The sequence below is a fragment of the Kineococcus endophyticus genome (assembly GCF_040796495.1).
GTDB lineage: Bacteria > Actinomycetota > Actinomycetes > Actinomycetales > Kineococcaceae > Kineococcus > Kineococcus endophyticus.
In genome coordinates this window covers 53572-70236 of sequence record NZ_JBFNQN010000010.1, presented here as the reverse complement: position 1 = coordinate 70236, position 16665 = coordinate 53572, and the positions used below count along the sequence as shown (strand labels likewise).

Annotated in this window: 15 protein-coding genes; 10 read left to right on the top strand and 5 right to left on the bottom strand. The window is 72.6% G+C overall.

Annotation, left to right across the window (positions count from 1 at the left end; all coding sequences use genetic code 11):
* Window positions 1–2 precede the first annotated feature (2 nt).
* Window positions 3–938, top strand: coding sequence for an ROK family protein (locus AB1207_RS15100; protein ID WP_367639205.1), 936 nt, complete (start codon window positions 3–5; stop codon window positions 936–938).
* Here AB1207_RS15100 and AB1207_RS15095 read toward each other — a convergent pair.
* Together AB1207_RS15095 and AB1207_RS15090 are read right to left on the bottom strand one after the other, a co-directional pair.
* On the bottom strand, window positions 907–1620 hold the full coding sequence (locus AB1207_RS15095) for a fasciclin domain-containing protein (protein ID WP_367639204.1): 714 nt from the start codon (window positions 1618–1620) through the stop codon (window positions 907–909). The genes AB1207_RS15100 and AB1207_RS15095 overlap by 32 nt on opposite strands.
* 112 nt (window positions 1621–1732) lie before the next feature.
* Window positions 1733–3292, bottom strand: a complete 1560-nt coding sequence (locus tag AB1207_RS15090; protein ID WP_367639203.1) for a molybdopterin-dependent oxidoreductase — start codon at window positions 3290–3292, stop codon at window positions 1733–1735.
* 178 nt (window positions 3293–3470) lie between these two features.
* On the opposite strand from AB1207_RS15090, the gene AB1207_RS15085 reads away from it, so the two are divergent.
* From AB1207_RS15085 to AB1207_RS15065, 5 genes are all read left to right on the top strand, one after another.
* Window positions 3471–3683, top strand: a complete 213-nt coding sequence (locus AB1207_RS15085; protein WP_366172588.1) for a hypothetical protein — start codon at window positions 3471–3473, stop codon at window positions 3681–3683.
* 7 nt (window positions 3684–3690) lie between these two features.
* Entirely contained in the window at window positions 3691–4638 is a 948-nt protein-coding gene (locus AB1207_RS15080) for an oxygenase MpaB family protein (protein ID WP_367639358.1), read from the top strand.
* 94 nt (window positions 4639–4732) lie between these two features.
* Window positions 4733–5722 carry a carbohydrate ABC transporter permease gene (locus tag AB1207_RS15075; protein WP_367639202.1) on the top strand — a complete coding sequence of 330 codons (990 nt, stop codon included), beginning with the start codon at window positions 4733–4735 and terminating at the stop codon, window positions 5720–5722.
* Window positions 5723–5753: 31 nt separating this feature from the next.
* The gene (locus AB1207_RS15070) at window positions 5754–6647 is read left to right on the top strand and encodes a carbohydrate ABC transporter permease (protein ID WP_367639201.1); all 894 of its coding nucleotides are present in this window, start codon (window positions 5754–5756) and stop codon (window positions 6645–6647) included.
* The gene (locus tag AB1207_RS15065) at window positions 6644–8035 is read left to right on the top strand and encodes an extracellular solute-binding protein (protein ID WP_367639200.1); all 1392 of its coding nucleotides are present in this window, start codon (window positions 6644–6646) and stop codon (window positions 8033–8035) included. The genes AB1207_RS15070 and AB1207_RS15065 overlap by 4 nt, the downstream gene beginning before the upstream one ends.
* Here AB1207_RS15065 and AB1207_RS15060 read toward each other — a convergent pair.
* The gene (locus tag AB1207_RS15060; RefSeq protein ID WP_367639199.1) at window positions 8032–9126 is read right to left on the bottom strand and encodes a glycosyltransferase family 4 protein; all 1095 of its coding nucleotides are present in this window, start codon (window positions 9124–9126) and stop codon (window positions 8032–8034) included. The genes AB1207_RS15065 and AB1207_RS15060 overlap by 4 nt on opposite strands.
* Before the next feature lie 137 nt (window positions 9127–9263).
* On the opposite strand from AB1207_RS15060, the gene AB1207_RS15055 reads away from it, so the two are divergent.
* Window positions 9264–10577 (top strand): glycoside hydrolase family 125 protein, encoded by a 1314-nt coding sequence (locus tag AB1207_RS15055; protein ID WP_367639198.1) that lies wholly within the window; start codon window positions 9264–9266, stop codon window positions 10575–10577.
* Here AB1207_RS15055 and AB1207_RS15050 read toward each other — a convergent pair.
* Window positions 10561–11031: a MarR family winged helix-turn-helix transcriptional regulator gene (locus AB1207_RS15050; protein WP_367639197.1), complete on the bottom strand. Its 471-nt coding sequence runs from the start codon at window positions 11029–11031 to the stop codon at window positions 10561–10563. The two genes, AB1207_RS15055 and AB1207_RS15050, sit on opposite strands and share 17 nt — an antisense overlap.
* 60 nt (window positions 11032–11091) lie before the next feature.
* Between AB1207_RS15050 and AB1207_RS15045 the strand changes: the two genes are divergently transcribed.
* Complete coding sequence (locus tag AB1207_RS15045) at window positions 11092–12126, top strand: LacI family DNA-binding transcriptional regulator (protein ID WP_367639195.1); 1035 nt, start codon at window positions 11092–11094, stop codon at window positions 12124–12126.
* Here the strand turns inward: AB1207_RS15045 and treS are convergent.
* The gene (gene treS, locus AB1207_RS15040; protein ID WP_437178953.1) at window positions 12104–14395 is read right to left on the bottom strand and encodes a maltose alpha-D-glucosyltransferase; all 2292 of its coding nucleotides are present in this window, start codon (window positions 14393–14395) and stop codon (window positions 12104–12106) included. The two genes, AB1207_RS15045 and treS, sit on opposite strands and share 23 nt — an antisense overlap.
* Before the next feature lie 149 nt (window positions 14396–14544).
* Between treS and aztD the strand changes: the two genes are divergently transcribed.
* Both aztD and AB1207_RS15030 read left to right on the top strand, forming a co-directional pair.
* Window positions 14545–15804: a zinc metallochaperone AztD gene (gene aztD, locus AB1207_RS15035; RefSeq protein WP_367639194.1), complete on the top strand. Its 1260-nt coding sequence runs from the start codon at window positions 14545–14547 to the stop codon at window positions 15802–15804.
* Entirely contained in the window at window positions 15801–16661 is an 861-nt protein-coding gene (locus AB1207_RS15030; RefSeq protein WP_367639193.1) for a metal ABC transporter solute-binding protein, Zn/Mn family, read from the top strand. The genes aztD and AB1207_RS15030 overlap by 4 nt, the downstream gene beginning before the upstream one ends.
* Window positions 16662–16665: the final 4 nt, after the last annotated feature.

Genomic DNA, 16665 nt, shown 5'->3' with positions numbered 1-16665 from the left:
CCGTGCGCATCGGCCTGGACATCGGCGGCACGTCGGTCGACGGCGTCGCCCTCGGGCCCGACGGCGAGGTGCTGGCCACGTGCCGGCACCGGACCCGTCTGGGGCGCGACGAGGTGGTCGCCTCCGCGAGCGCGGCCGTGGTCGAGCTCGTGCAGGCCGCGGGCGCCGTCCCCGAGCACGTGGGTGTCGGGGTCCCCGGGCTGGTCGACCCGGACACGGGATGCGTGCGCGACGCCGTGAACCTGGGGTTCGGCCCGGAACCCGTCCCGCTGGCGGACCTCCTGGGCGCGGCCGTCGGCGGCGTCCCCGTCGCGGTGGAGAACGACGTCAAGGCGGCGACGTGGGGCGCCTGGCGGTCGCTCGAGCCCGCCGGGGACCTCGCCCTGCTCTCCCTGGGGACAGGGGTCGCGGCGGGGCTCGTGGTGGGCGGAGTCCTGCAGCGCGGCGCCAGCGCCGCGGCCGGCGAGGTCGGGCACCTGGCCGTGGACCCGGCCGGGGAACGCTGCGGGTGCGGGCAGCGCGGGTGCCTGGAGACGGTCGCCGCGGGGTCGGCGCTGCAACGCGCCTGGCCGCACGGAGAACCCGGCCGCGAGGGCGGGCACCTGTTCGCAGCCGCCGCCGCGGGGGATCCGGCGGCCGCGGCCGTCGTGGACCGGTGGGCGACCGCGGTCGCCCTCGCGGTGCGGACCCTGGTGCTGACGGTCGACCCGGCGGTCGTCGTCCTGGCAGGTGGGGTGACGACGAACGGCCTGCCGGTCCTGCACGCCGTGGGGCGTGCGCTGGACCGGCAGGCCGAGGGGTCCGCCTTCGTGCGCGGGCTGGGGATCGCCTCGCGACTCGCCCTGCTGCCCGCGGACCGTCCCGTCGCGGCGATCGGTGCCGCGACGGCGACGGTCACGTCGTCCGTCAGGACGGCGGCATCAGCACCGAGTCGATGAGGTAGACGGTCGCGTTCGAGGTCTGGACGTTGCCGCAGATCACGTTCGTCGACCCGTTGACCGTGAGGGCGTCGGCCGAACCGGCGACCTCGACGTTCTGGCCCTCGACGGTCTTGACGGACTTCGCGTCGAGCAGCTGCTGCGGGGTCATCTTCCCCTGCACGACGTGGTAGGTGAGGACCTTGGTCAGCGTCTGGGCGCCCTCGGGGGTCTTGAGCGAGTTCACGGTGTCGGCCGGCAGCTTCTCGAAGGCGGTGTCCACGGGCGCGAAGACCGTGAACTCGCCACCGTTGAGCGTGTCGACCAGGTTCACCTGCGAGTTCAGCTGACCGGAGACGGCGGCGGTGAGCGTCTTCAGCAGCGGGTTGTTGGACGCGGCCGTCGTGACGTTCGCCGTGGACATGCCCTCGACCGAACCGGCACCGCTCGGGACCTGCGCGGCGTAGTCGGCGCAGCCGGGGCCGACCGGGGTGGTGTCCGAGGCCATCGAGCTCGTCATGCTCTCGGACGGGCTGGAGGACATCGAGCTGGACGACGAGGACGAGGTGCTCGTCGAGGGCTCGGCGTTCCCCGCGGTCCCGTCCGAGCCGCCGCAGCCGGCCACGGCCAGTGTGAGGGCCCCGGCGAGGGCCACCAGGGAGAAGGCCTTCTTGCCGTTCGACGTGGTGTTCAGCGTGGACATGGGTTTCTCCTCGGTTTCTGGTGCGGTAGTTCGATGGTCAACCGTCCTCGAGGGTTTCGCACCTCGAGAACGGGGTACCGCTCCGGCCGTTGCCGAAACGTCACCGGAGTTTCTAGACGACGGTGAACAACTTGCTGGGCCATCCGGACGAACCGTCCGGGATGGGTTTCGCCACGGCCTCCGTCTGGAGCTGCCCCGTCCCGTCCGTGGCACGGGCCCGCAGGGTGTGGTTCCCGGGTTCCAGACCGTCGAGGCCGACGGTCCACTGGACCCAGGAGTTCTTCCCGACCGACGGCAGGAGTTCTGCCGCGCGCCACGGCCCGGAGTCCACCGAGACCTCCACCCCGGAGATCCCGCGGGTCTGGGCCCAGGCCACACCGGCCACGGGAACCGTTGCGCCGGAACGGACCTGACCGAACGAAGCGGGGACGTCGATGCGCACGGCCGTCTTGATCGGCGCCTCCCGAGCCCACCCGCGGTCGGTCCAGTAGGCGCTCGCCCGGTCGAACCGGGTGACCTCGATCTCGGTGATCCACTTGCAGGCCGAGACGTACCCGTACAACCCCGGCACGAGCATGCGGGCGGGAAACCCGTGCACGTCCGTCAGGGGTTCTCCGTTCATGCCGACGGCGATCATCGAGTCCCGCCCGTCGGTCGCGTCGGCGACCGGGGTCGAGATCGTGAAACCGTCGGAGGAACGGGACAGCAGCATGTCGGCGTCCCGGTCCAGACCCGCCCGGTCGAGCAGCAGGGTCAGCGGAACCCCCAACCACCGGGCGTTCCCCACGAGGTTCCCACCGACCTCGTTGGAGACGCACGTCATGGTCGTCCACCGCTCGACGAGGTCCTCCGCGAGCAGGTCCTCGAACGTCACGGAGACCTCGCGGTCGACCATGCCGTGGATGCGCAGCGACCACGACGAGACGTCCACCTGCGGCACGGACAGCGCCGTGTCCACCCGGTAGAAGTCCTTCGCGCTCGTCACGTAGGGGGTGATCCCCTCGACCGTGTCGATCCCCGGGGGGAGCGCCGGCGCGGGCGAGGCGGGCTTCGGCAGCACGATCTTGGACCGGGCCTGCGCGACGGACCGGGACGACGTGACCGCCGCGCCCGCGCCGGCACTGCCGGCCGCGACGACGGCGACGCCGCCGAGGACGACCGACCGGCGGGACAGGGCGCCCCCGGCAGGGCCCCGGCCGCGTCGCCGCAGCGCACGGGTGCCGAGGACCAGGGCGAGGGCACCCGCCACGGTGCCGATCGTCGAGGGGAGCCAGCTGAGGGCCGTGGCGTCCGGCCGGTTGAGCGTAGCACCGACCGCGGCGACCCCGAGGACCGTGACACCCGCGAGGGCGACCCGCAGGTGCCGACGGGCCAGGAGCCCCAGCACGACGAAGAACACGACGAGCGTGCCGTACAGGCTGCCCAGCAGGACCGCCTTGTCGGACTGGCCGAACTGCCGGATGGCCCACTCCTTGAGCCACTCCGGCGTGCGGGCGATGAACTCCTGACCGACCCCGAGCACGGGGTCGGAGGACCGGACGAGGAACGAGGCGACCAGGGAACCGACCCCGAGGGTGAGGCCCCCGGAGAGCACCCCGCACAGGGCACCCCACAGGTGGCCGGCGACGCCGGGCCGGTCGGTCGCTGAGTCCTTCGTCGAACGTCGGTGCACGTCGTCACCCCCTCTCACCCATCCCTTCGGACCTGAGGGGCCCGGTGGATGCGTGGTCCAGGTCACAGTTCGGTCGCTCTCCGGTGGCGGGCCCGCGCGGACCGCGGTCAGATGCAGGTGTCACCCGACGACCACGCAGTTCCCACCGCTCAACCCACCGCACTACCGAGGAGACACCGTGATCAAGTCGCTGCACGAGGCCGGGATCAAGTCCGAGTGGGCCTACACGGCCGGTTTCGCCAGCATCGGGCTGTCGTTCCTGGCCTGGACGATCTCGCGCAAGGCCGAGGACGCGGGCGTGGACCGCGCCGACCGCTGGGGCATCTTCGTCGGCCACTGGGCCCCCACGTTCTTCGGCGTGGGCAACGCGCTGCGCAGCTACGAGAAGTAGGAGCGCGCTGCGCACCTCCGACCGCTTCCGCGCCCGGTTCCGGCGCCGCGTCTCGGGTGACCCGAGCGGGGCGCCGGACTGGGTCCGGGCCATCGCCACCGTCGGCGAGGGTCCGGGCTGGTTCGAGCCGGACGGCGTCGTCTGGCGCGTCCACGGCGACCTGTCCACCCTCGTGGGCGGGGTCGCGGCCCTGCTGGGCCAGGGCACCCACCCGCTCGCCCTCGCGGGCGTGCAACGGCACTCCACCTACCGCACCGATCCGTGGGGCAGGCTCGCCGGCACGGCGCGTTGGCTCACCGTCACGACGTTCGGATCGTCGCAGCTGGCCGATCGGGAGGCGGCTCGCGTCCGCGGGATGCACCAGCGCGTGCGAGGGACCGCACCCGACGGCCGGCCCTACTCCGCGTCCGACCCAGCCCTGCTGCGCTGGGTCCACCTGGCCTTCACGGACGCGTTCCTGGCCGCCCAGGACGCCTGCGGGAACGACCTGACCCCGCGGTTCGGGTCGCGGTGGGGGGACGAGTACGTGGCCGACTGGGCGCGCAGCGCCCGGGCTCTCGGCGCCCTCGACCTGCCGACCTCCCGCAGGGAGCTCGCGGAGGCGTTGCACGAGCAGCGTCCCGGGCTGGTTCCCGTGCCCGACGACCTGCGCGCCTTCATCACCGGCCCCACGGGTCTGGGCCGCGCCGAACGCCTCGTGTACCGCCGCATCGCCCGCGCGGGGTCGCTCGTGCTGTCCCCCACCCTGGCCGACCTCGCCGGCGTGCCGGGCCGCGGCAGGTCGTCCACCTCCGCCCGGTTGCGCCGGGAACTGGCCGCGGCCCGGGTCTCGCTGAAGGCCCTGAGGCTCGCCCTCGGACCCCACAGCCCGTCGGAACGAGCCGCCCGGTACCGCCTGGGCCGTGGCCCCCGCCCGGAGTGGCTGAGGGAGGACGGCGTCCCGGAACTCGTCTGAGAACGTTGACAGACTCCAGGGTCGCGGGGTGGACTGGGCGCACGACCCGTCGTCCAACGCCGGCCGACGGGAAGTCCGCCGTCCCGGAGGTCTCGTGTTCCCAGCGACCGGTCGAACGACCACGGACCCACCGCGCCTGCGCGCGGGCGTCCTCGAGGTGCGCCGCACCGGGCCGCGACTGAGCCCACGCGACCGGAGGCGCCTGTGGACGGGGCTGGCCTTCGTCTCCCCGTGGATCGTCGGGGTCGTCGTCTTCGTCGTCTACCCGGTCGTCTACTCGTTCGTCGTGAGCCTCACCCGGTACTCCGGGATGAACTCCCCCGACTTCGTCGGGTTCACGAACTACGTGTCGGCGGCGGTGGACCCGCTCGTGCGGACCTCCATCGGGAACACGCTGCTGTACGCCGTGGTCGCGGTCCCCTGCAGCCTGCTGGTGGCACTCGTGGTGGCCATCGCGATGAACCAGGACCTGCGCGAGGTCCGGTGGTACCGGACGGCCCTGTACATCCCCTCGCTCGTGCCGACGTTCGCCCTCGGGTTCATCTTCATCGTCTTCGTCAACCCGCAGTTCGGCGTCGTGAACCAGGTGCTGCGCGTGTTCGGCGCCGGCGACGTCAACCTCCTCGGAGACCCCCGGACCATCAAGTTCGTCATCGTCGCGATGGCCCAGCTCGCCGCCGGCAACGCGGCGCTGATCTTCCTGGCCGGCCTGCGCGCCGTGCCTCCGACGCTGTACGAGGCCGCCCGGGTCGACGGGGCCGGGCCGGTGCGGCAGTTCCTGTCGATCACGCTGCCGCTCATCTCCCCGGTCATCCTGTTCAACCTCATCACCGGGATCTCCAGCGCGCTGCAGATCTTCACCGAGGGGTACGTCGTCTCGGCGGGGGTCTCCGACGCGGTCGGCGGTCCGGACAACGGAACCCTCTTCTACATGCTGTACGTCTACCGCAACGCCTTCAGCTACGCCTCCCTCGGTTACGCCTCCGCTCTGGCGTTCCTGCTGTTCGTGGTGGGCGTCACCCTGTCCGCGCTCGTCTACGTCCTGTCGAAGCGCTTCGTGAACTACGACCTCGACGCCGGCTGAGACCCGACGAGAGACGAGAGGAGACGACGACGTGGCCGTGACCCTCCCCCGCCCCACCCTCGGATCCGCCCGGCGCGACCTGCGCGCCCGCCCCGTGCGCACGCGGCGCGCCCGCTGGACCGCCCGCGTGGTGCTGCTGGTCATCTCGCTGGCGTTCCTGGCACCCCTGTACTGGATGGTGGCCAGCGCCCTGAAGTCCGACACGGAACTGGCGGCGTTCCCGCCGACGCTGTGGCCGCACGAACTGCACTGGGAGAACTTCTCCGCGGCCGTGCAGTCGATGCCCTTCTTCACGTTCTTCCGCAACACCGTCGTCGTGACGGCGCTGTCGGTGGTGTTCGCCGTCGCCTCGAACTTCGTCGTGGCGTACGGGTTCTCCTGCCTGCAGTGGCCCGGCCGGGACAAGGTGTTCTACGTCGTCATCGCGACGCTGTTCATCCCCTTCCCCATCACGCTCATCCCGATGTTCGACCTCTACGCCAAGCTCGGCTGGATCAACACCTGGGCGCCGCTGGTCGTGCCGTCGATGTTCGCGTCCGCGTTCTACGTCTTCCTCATCCGGCAGTTCCTGCTGCAGTTCCCGCGCGACGTGCTGGACGCCGCCGCGATCGACGGGGCGAACGCGTGGCGGACGCTGTGGACCGTCGTCTTCCCGCAGGCCCGGCCGGCCCTCGCCACGGTCGCCATCTTCGCCGCCGTGGGGTCCTGGAACGACTTCATGGGCCCGCTGCTGTACCTGCAGGACCAGGACGTGCAGACGCTGTCCATCGGCATCCAGGCGTACACGATGACCGCCTCCACCGAGGACTTCCAGTACAACCAGCTGATGGCGGTGTCGTTCCTGGTGATCCTGCCGCTGGTGGTCCTCTTCTTCCTCTTCCAGCGCTACTTCATCCGTGGCGCGACCGTCGGGAGCTTCAAGTGAGCCGCACGCAGAACCCCAGCCGTCGCACGGTCCTCGGAGGTGGGCTGGCCGGCCTCACGGGGCTGGCCGGACTCGCCGGGTGCGGTTCCGGTCCGCGCGCCGCCGGCGACATCTCCTTCTGGGGAGCCGGCGGTGACGACCTGCCGGCGCAGACGCGGTTCCTGGACGCCTGGACCGCGGCGAACCCCGGCACCCGCATCACGGCCAGCCAGGTGCCGGCGGGTTCCCTGAACTACGGCGCCAGCATCATCACGGCCGTGCGGGGCGGCACCGCCCCGGACGTCTGGCTGCTCGACCGGTTCACGACGGCGCAGTACGCGGCCCTCGGCCTGCTCGAGCCCCTCGACCCGCTCGTCGAGGAGCACAGCGGGGTCAGCGTCGAGGAGTTCCGCTCGGGGTGGCTGCGCTTCGCGGCCGACGAGGCCAGCTACGACGGCAAGCTCTACGCGCTGCCCACCGAGACCGACTGCCGCTCGCTGTTCTACAACAAGCAGCTGCTGCGCGAGGCGGGGGTGGACCCGGACGAGCTCGACCCGGCCAACGGACCGGTCACGTTCGACCGGGTGCTGGAGATGGCCGACGCCGTCACCCGCCGGGACGCCCGCGGGAACTACGAACGCATCGGCTGGATCCCCTGGAGCGACGAGGGGTGGCCGATGACGTACTCGTTCGCCCGCGGGGCGAAGTACTTCGACGACACCAGCTGCAGCGTCGACCTGCTCGCCGACCCCGTGCTGCACGCCTACGAGCAGCTCGAGGAGTGGCGCGACCGGCTGGACTTCACCAAGGTCGACCTGTTCCTCGCGACCTACCAGCCCGCGTCCGGTCCCCCGTCGGCGAACACGATGTTCACCGGGCGGCGGGCCTTCGTCACGGCCACGCCGTGGTGGCTGTCGCAGTTCGCCAAGTACGCACCCGACCTCGACGTCGGGGTGACGCACCTGCCCGTGAACTCCCCCGGTGACCAGCCGTACACGTGGTCGGGGGGTTTCGCGGTGGCGACGCCGAAGGGGTCGAGCCGGTCGAAGGAGGTGTGGGACTTCATGACGAGCTACGCGGGGGCGGACGGGCAGCGGACCCTGCTCGGCGAGCTCAAGCGCCTGCCCACCCGGGTGGACGTGCTGTCCGACCCCTCCGCCTCGGACCCGTCGCTGCGGTTCTTCGCCGACGAGCTGCAGCACAGCACGTCCCGGCCGCCGCTGCCCGCGGCGCAGGTGCTGTGGGACGCGACGGTCGACGCCAAGGACGCCGTGCTCTACAGCCGCACCCCGGCCCGGGAGGCCCTGCAGCGCGCCCAGGACAGGGTGGAGCCGCAGATGAGCCCGTACTGCCCGTTCCGGCTCCCGGAGGGGTTCGGGACGGTCGGCGTCCAGCCGGCCGGCACCTAGACGGACACCGCGCGGTAGGTCGCGACGAGGTCGTGCCCGACCGATGTCCAGTCGCGACCGGCCACGGAGGTCCGGGCCCGGCCGGCGAGTTCGAGCCGGGCGCCGGTGTCCTGGCGCAGGTGGCCCACGACCCGTTGCAGCTGGGCGCCGTCGCCGGGGGTGAAGAACTCCCCGTTGACCCCCGGGTCCACGATGTCCAGCAGCCCGCCGGCTGCGGGTGCGACGACGGGGACGCCGCTGGCCAGGGCCTCCTGGGCGGTCTGGCAGAACGTCTCGTGGCGGCCGGTGTGGACGAACAGGTCGAGCGAGGCGAAGACGCGCGCGACCTGCGCCCCGTGCACCATGCCCAGGAACCGCGCCCGGGGCAGGACCCGTTGCAGGTGGGCGCGTTGCGGTCCGTCGCCGGCGACGACGAGACGCACGCCCGGCACGCCGTGCACCTCGCGGAGGAGGTCGAGCTCCTTCTCGCGGGCCAGCCGCCCGACGTAGCCGACGAGCAGTTCCCCGCGCGGGGCGAGGTCGCGGCGGAACTCCTCGTCGCGGAACCGCGGGTGGAACCGCTGCACGTCGACGCCGCGCGGCCAGCGCGAGACGTCCGGGAACCCGTGGGCCACGAGTTCGGCGCACGCGTGCCGGCTCGGCGCCAGGGTGCGGGCCGCCATCTCGTGGACCCGCCGCAGCCAGCGCCAGACCGCCTGCGACGCACCCCGCCACCCGTACCGGGCGGCGTACCCGGGCAGGTCGGTCTGGTACACCGCCACGGCCGGCACCCCGGCGCGGCGCGCGAGGGTCGCGGCCTGCGCCCCGAGGACCGTGGGGGCGGCCAGGTGGACGACGTCGGGACGGAAGTCGCGCAGCGCCTGCGCGAGCCGCCAGGACGGGTAGGCGACGCGCTGCTCGGCGTACCCGGGCAGCGGAGCCGAGGCGATGCGGACGACGGGGACGGAACCGTGCCGGGAGGGGCCCGGTCCGGGGGCGACGACGAGGGCCTCGTGACCCTCGGAGCGCAGGTGCTCGCAGACCTTGAGCACGGAGCCGGTCACACCGTTGACCTGGGGCAGGAAGGACTCGGTGACGATCGCTACTCGCACGGCTCCAGAGTGGGTGCGCCGCGCGCCCGGTCCGGCCACGTGCGGGAGGAGGTCGGCTGAACGCCGTGCGAACACTTCGCCCCCGCGGATCCGGCGTTCTCCTGAGATCGTTCCCAGGCTGCCTCTACAGTGGCGCCGTGGACGCGACGACGAGGGTGGACGTGGACGAGCTGCTGCCGGCGGCGCTGGTGGACGACCTGGCGGAGCAGGTCACGCAGCGGGCCGGGGAACGGGTGGGGCGCATCGTCGCCCGGGCCCTCCGGGAGACCGTCGAGCGCACGCCGACGGTCCGGCCCGACGGGTCCGTGTTCGTCGTGACGGGCGACATCCCGGCCATGTGGCTGCGCGACTCCACGGCGCAGTGGCAGACGTACCTGCTGCTGCTGGACCGCGCGCCGGCCCTCACCGACGTCATCGCCGGGGTGCTGCGGACCCAGTTCGCCTCCATCCGGCACGACGCCTACGCCAACGCCTTCAACGACGGCCCGACCGGTCGCTGCCACGAACCCGGTGACAACAGCGACGACCCCTGGCTGTGGGAGCGCAAGTACGAGGTCGACTCCCTCGCCTTCCCCGTGCTCCTGGCGCACCGGCTGCGGCGCGCCGCCGGCCGCGACGACCTCCTCGGCCCCGACGCGCACCCGGCGATGCGGCGCATCGTCGACCTGTGGCGGCTGGAGCAGGACCACGAGGGCCGCTCGCCCTACCGGTTCGTCCGGCCGACGGACGAGCGCAGCGAGACGCTCGACCGCGACGGGCTCGGGACGCCCGTGGCGGTCACGGGCATGACGTGGTCGGGGTTCCGCCCCAGCGACGACGCCTGCGAGTACGGCTACAACGTCCCGGCGAACCTCTTCGCCGCCCGGGCCCTGGACCACGTCGCCACCTTCGCCCGCGAGGTGTTCGACGACGCGGGTCTCGCCGCCGACGCCGAGGCCCTGGCCGCCGAACTGCGTGCGGCCGTCGAGGCCCACGGCGTCGTGGAGCACCCCGGGCACGGCCGCGTCTGGGCCTACGAGGTCGACGGCCTGGGCAGCACGCTGCTCGCCGACGACGCGAACATGCCCAGCCTGCTCTCCCTGCCCCTGCTCGGCGCCTGCCGCGCCGACGACCCCCTGTACGTCGCGACGCGCGGGCTCGTGCTGTCCGACACGAACCCCTGGTTCCACCGCGGGACCGCCGCGACGGGCATCGGCAGCCCCCACACGCCGGACCGCTACGTCTGGCCGATCGCCCTGTGCGTGCAGGCCCTGACCAGCGGGGACGAGGAGGAGGCGGTCCGGGTCCTGCGCCTGGTCGCCGACTGCGACGACGACACCGGCCACGTCCACGAGGGGTTCCACGTCGACGACCCGTCGCGGTGGACGCGCGAGTGGTTCTCCTGGGCCGACTCCACGTTCTGCGAGCTCGCCCTGTCCCTGCTGGGCAAGCGCGTCACCGACCTCGACTGAGGCCCGCGGTCGTGGCCCCGGCTGACGTGGCCGCGTCGATGACGTGCGTCAGCCCGTCCCGCAGGCGTTCGAGCTCGGCCACGTCCATCCCGAGGCGGTCGAGGACCTGCCCGGGCACCCGCAGCGCCTCCTCGCGCAGTGCCCTCCCCCGCTCGGTGAGGGTGACGGCGAGGCTGCGCTGGTCCTCCGGCAGCCGCCGACGTTCGAGCAACCCCTGCGCCTCGAGCCGCTTGAGCAGCGGGGACAACGTGGGCGGGTCCAGCTGCAGGGCCTCGGACAGGTCCTTGACGGACATCGGCTCGCGTCCCCAGAGCGCCAGCATCACGAGGTACTGCGGGTGGGTCAGGCCCAGGGGTTCCAGGACGGGGCGGTACACGGACAGCACCGTCCGGGCCGCCACCACGAGGGCGAAGCAGACCTGCCGTTCCAGCGCCAGCGGGTCCTCGGTCGTCACGGGGGCAGGCTACCCGTTCGTGCGCGAACTGTTGGCGCACGAGCGTGGGAGCATCTGCCCGTGAGGCGGACGTTCAGCGTGCGGGACATCGCCCTGCAGGCGGGGGTGTCCGAGGCCACCGTGGACCGCGTCCTGCACGAGCGGCCGGGTGTGCGCACCGCGACGGTCGAGCAGGTGCGCCGCGCCGTCGCCGACCTCGAGCGACAGCGGTCGCAGGTGCGCCTCAGCGGTCGCACGGTGGTGGTCGACGTCGTCATGGCCTCCCCCACCCGCTTCACCGACGCCGTGCGCTCGGCCCTGGAGGCCGAACTGCCCGCGCTGCACCCCGCCACGGTGCGAGCCCGGTTCCACACCGCGCCGGGGGCGTCCGCGGACTGGGTGGCCGCCGAGCTGGACCGCGTGCGGCGCACCGGCTCCCACGGCGTAATGCTGCAGTCCCCGGACCTGCCCGTGGTCCGCGCCGCCGTCGAGCAGCTGGCCGCCGCCCAGGTCCCCGTCGTGACGCTCGCGAGCGACCTGCCGGGCAGCCGGCGGCGCGGGTACGTCGGCGCCGACAACCGCGGCGCCGGCGCCACCGCCGCCTACCTGCTGACGCAGTGGGTCCCCGACCCCTCCGAGCCCGTCCTCGTCGTGCGGGGCCTGCAGCCGCAGGACGGGGACCGGGAGCGGTGGGCCGGCTTCGAGGCCGCCCTCGCCCAGCTCGAGGGGTCCGTGCGGCCCGTGCTCACCGTCGTCGACGACGACCAGGACCCGGCCGTCGTCGAGGAGTCCGTGCTCGCCGTCCTCGGCGGCCGGCCCGGCCTCCGCGCGGTGTACTCGATGTGCGCGGGAGCCGGGGGCAACGGGGCCGTCGTGCGGGCCTTCGAACGCCGTGGCAGCAGGCCCGCGGCCTTCGTCGCGCACGACCTCGACGGGGAGAACGCCGACCTGCTGCGCCGCGGCGACCTGACGGCGGTGCTGCACCACGACCTGCGGGCGGACTGCCGGCAGGCCTGCCGGATGCTCCTGCAGGCTCCCTACACCCGCACGGAGCTGACCGGCAGCGCCTCGGCCGTGCAGATCGTCACGCCGTTCAACGTCCCTCAGGACGCCTGACGTCGTCCTCGGGCTCGTTCTCCCGCAGCAGGAGCGACAACCCGGCGTAGGGCTTGAGCCAGACGCCGAAGCTCTTGAGGTCGTCGACCCAGCCGATCTCGCCGCCGTTGGACAGGTCCGTGACCGGCACCCGCGGGGTGAAGTGCTCCGAGCGCACCGAGCCCTCGATCGTCTCGGACCCGAAGTTCAGGACCGTCACCTGCAGGGCGGTGCGGCCGCCGTGGTCGGCCGGGTCCAGCTCGTGGACCATGACGAGCATGCTCGGGTGGGCGACCGGCGGGATGTCGATCTGCCGGGCCGTCGCGATGCGGTTGTCGCGGCGGACCGCGAGCACCTGGGACAGCTTGCTGGCGAACGAGTTGTCGTCCTGCAGCTGCTCGGGGATGGTGCCGTAGAGCGAGCGCCCGACGGGGATGCCCGAGGCCGACATCGTCGCCTCGGGGGCGACGCCCATGAGGTCGTGCCCGGCGCGCTCGATCCAGCGCGTGTCCCCCGAGGTGAGGAGGGGTTTCACGCTCTCGACCGGCAGCGGCAGCATGCCCAGCAGGTCCCAGCCGGACAGGGCGAAGACCCCCGGCTGCCAGGCGTTGAACATCGCCATCAGCAGGTGGGCCCGCTTGATCTGCTCGACGTCGTCCTCGGTGAGGCTGTCGAGGTCGCGGTGGCCCCGGCTGGCGGCGATGACGCTCGCGCTGGTGCAGGCGATGCCGTTCGTGGTGAAGACGAGGTTGTAGGGGCCGTTGTCCCCCGTGAGGCGTTCGACGAGGTCGGCCCGGATCGTCTCGGCGAGCGTCCCGCCCGTGACGGTCGCCCCGCGGAACTCGTACTCGTCCTCGCAGTGCCGGGTGGCCCAGTGGACCAGTTCGTACGTCAGCTCGTCGTGGTTCTGCAGCGCGTGCACGAGGGAGGCGGGGTCGACGCCCAGTTCGAGCGCCTGGCGCAGGCACAGCCGCAGGAACTCCGTGTCGCCGGTCGCGACCGCGTGCTGGCAGCCGGGACGGGTGATGAAGTCGTACGACAGGTCCGCGCCGACCTCGGAGGTGTCGCGGATGTCCTCGATCGTCAGGTTCAGCTCCTGGAACGTGAACCCCCCGACCTTGCGGACCATCCCCGCGATGAGGTGGTTCGCCGCCTCGGACAACGGGTGCCCCTCGGACCAGGCCGGGCCTTCGACGCTCTTCTCCACCCCCAGGAAACCGTTGGCGTCCAGGCGGAGTGCGCTCGTCCCGAGGTCGCCCAGGGAGTGCAGCGCGTCACCGATGACCAGCTTCATCCCCGCGAAGGAGGGGTCGAGCCAGTTCACCGACGGCTGGCCCTGCTTGAAGTAGTGCAGGTAGACCCAGCGCCGCGTGACACCGTCGACGCCGACGACCTCGCGGGTCGCCGACCAGTTCGTCTCCTTGATGCCGGGCGCGTAGAAGATGACGCGCTGCAGCTGGCCGATGATGAACCCGAGCTCGGACAGCGCCGCCTCGGAACCGGCGTCCAGGTTCGCGGCGTCGTGCCCGGGCGGGACGTCGGGCAGCAGTTCCCAGTGCTCCTGCGGGATCTCCACCATGTGGTAGATCCCGGGGTAGTCCTCGTAGGCCATCTCGGCCAGGCGGAAGTCCGCACCCTTGCCGGTGTGCCCGGGGACGATGTCGTCGATGACGCTGCCGTCGTGGTCGGCCGCCACCTCGCACAGGTGGCGGAACTCCCCCTCGGTCCCGAACATCGGGTCGATCTCGGTGGAGATCCGGTCGAAGTGGCCGTCGACGCTGGGGGTCTGGCGCCAGCCGTCGAGCCCGCCGGCGGCCTTCACCGGGCCGGTGTGCACGGCGTCGATGCCGATGCGCTGGAACGCCTGCCACAGGTCCGGGTCGCCCAGGGAGCCGAGGAACGACCGGCCGGCGCGCGTCACGAGGGAGATGGGGTACGCCGTGAACCACACCGCGGCCGTGTCGACGGCTCGGCGCGGGTCGGGCTTGGCGTACGGGTTCTGCCACATGCTCGCCTTGCCGGAGAACTGGCGGCTGATCTTCTCCGCGTCGGCGAGCATCGACTGCACGAGGAGCCACCGCACGTACTCCGGGTTCGACCCGTCGGCCGGGCCCTCCCCCGCCTCGGGCCGGGGCGGCGCGTCGGTGCCGCGCAACCGCGCCTGCGGGCGGGGACGGCGCAGGGCCCGCGGGCGGGCCGGGTAGCGCTGCTCGTCGTACGTGATCTCGCTCGGCTCGTGCTCGACCAGCTCGACCTCTGCGGTGTCCGTCTCGACCTCGGGTGTGTCGATGGCGGTGTCGGTGTCGTCGTCCACGGACCTCACCCCACCACAGACCGGCCCGCTTCTCGACCGGAGATCGCGGAGGGCATGTCGATAACGGTTCTCACTCGTGTTACGGTTCCGACGTTCACAGCTCCCGACCAGGTTGGACGTCTCCCGTGCGCCGCAGCCCCCTGCTGTCCCTGACCGCCCTCCCCCTCTCCCTGACGCTGCTGACCGCCTGCGGTGGTGGCGTTTCCGAGACACCCGCCGCCCCACCCAGCACCTCGGCCGCCCCCGAGGCCACCGAGGTCGGTGCCGCCAAGGCCCGGGTCGCCGTCACCTACGACGGCGGCGTGCAGGTGCTCGACGCCTCCACCTTCGAGGTGCTCGCCGACGTGCCCTACGACGGCTTCACCCGGCTCAACCCGGCCGGGGACGGTCGCCACGTGATGGTGTCCGCCGCCGGTGGCTTCCACGTCCTGGACGCCGGCGCCTGGAGCGAGCCGCACGGCGACCACTCGCACTACTACACGGCGAAGCCCCACGAGACCGACGTCGTCTACGCCGCGGAGAAGCCGGGCCACGTCGTCCGGCACGCCGGCAGGACGACGCTCTTCGACGACGGCACCGGCGAGGTCGTGTCCTTCGACTCCGAGCACGTCGCCCACGACGCCGTGGAGGAAGGCGAGGCGCGCGAGTACAGGACCCCGTCCGCGCACCACGGCGTCGCGGTCGAGCGCAGCGACGGGTCGCTCGTCGTCACCGAGGGGACGGAAGAGGCCCGCACCGGCATCCGCGTCCTCGACGCGCAGGACCAGCAGATCGCCGCGAACGACCAGTGCCCCAACACCCACGGCGAGACCGTCGCGGCCGACGAGACCGTCGTCATCGGCTGCAGCGACGGCGTCCTCGTCGTCAAGGGCACCGAGATCACCAAGGTCCAGAGCCCCGACGCCTACGGCCGCATCGGCAACCAGTGGGGCACCGACGAGTCCCCGGTCGTCCTCGGCGACTACAAGTCGAACCCCGACGCGGAGGTCGACCTCACCACGCGCGTCTCGCTCATCGACACCACGAACGCCACCCTGCGCCTGGTGGAGCTGCCCGGCGGCACCTCCTACTGGTACCGGTCGCTGGGACGCGGCGAGAACGGCGAGGGCGTCGTGCTCGGCACCGACGGGCAGCTGCACCTCATCGACCCCGTCGCCGGGACCGTGACGCGCTCCACGCCCGTCGTGGCGCCGTGGGAGGTCCAGGAGGACTGGCAGGCGCCGCAGCCGCAGGTCTTCACGATGGACGGCACCGCCTTCATCACCGAGCCGGCGACGAAGGAGATCCACGCGGTCGACATCGAGACCGGTGAGGTGTACGCCAGCGGCACGCTGGAGGTCACCCCGAACGAGCTGACCGCCGTCCCCGGTGAGGTCACCGAGTGAGGTCCGCGCCGCTGGCCGGCGGCGCGCTGGCCCTCGCCCTCCTCGCCGCCTGCGGGTCACCGGACCCGCAGACCGGCGGGGAGGACGGGGTGAGCGTGGTGACCACGTCCCACCCCCTGCAGTTCACGGCCGAGGCCGTGGCCGGGGACCGGGCGGTGGTGACGAGCGTCCTGGCCGCCGGGGACGACAGCCACGGCACCGAGGTCACGACCCGGCAGGTGGCCGAGATGGTGGACGCGGACGTCGTCGTCCACCTCAGCGGGCTGCAACCCGCGATCGACGACGCCCTCGACGCCCGGCCGCCGCGGCACCTCGTCGACGCCGCGCAGTACGCCGACGACGACCGCGACCCGCACTTCTGGCTCGACCCGGTCCGGATGGCCTCGCTCGGTCGCGACGTGGCCGGCGAGCTCGCCGAGGTCGACCCCGACGGTTCCGAGGCGTACCGCGCGGGGGCCGACCGGTTCGCCGGCGAGATGGAGCGCCTCGACGCCGACTACGCCTCGGCGCTCGCCGGGTGCCGGGACGCCGCGCTCGTCACCTCGCACGAGGCGTTCGGCTACCTCGCGCAGCGGTACGGGTTGCGGCAGATCGGCATCGCCGGGGTCGACCCCGAGGTGGAACCCTCCCCCGCCCGCGTCCGCGACGTGATGGAGGTGGCCCGGGAGAACTCGGTCACCACGGTCTTCTTCGAGGAGACGGCCAACCCCGCGGTCGCGGACAAGCTCGCCCGCGACCTCGGCGTGGAGACCGCGGTGCTGCACCCCGTCGAACGCGTCGACGAGGGCCAGGACTACCTGTCGTTGATGCGCGAGAACCTCGAGGCCCTGCGGACCGGGCTGAACTGCTCGGCCTGACGAC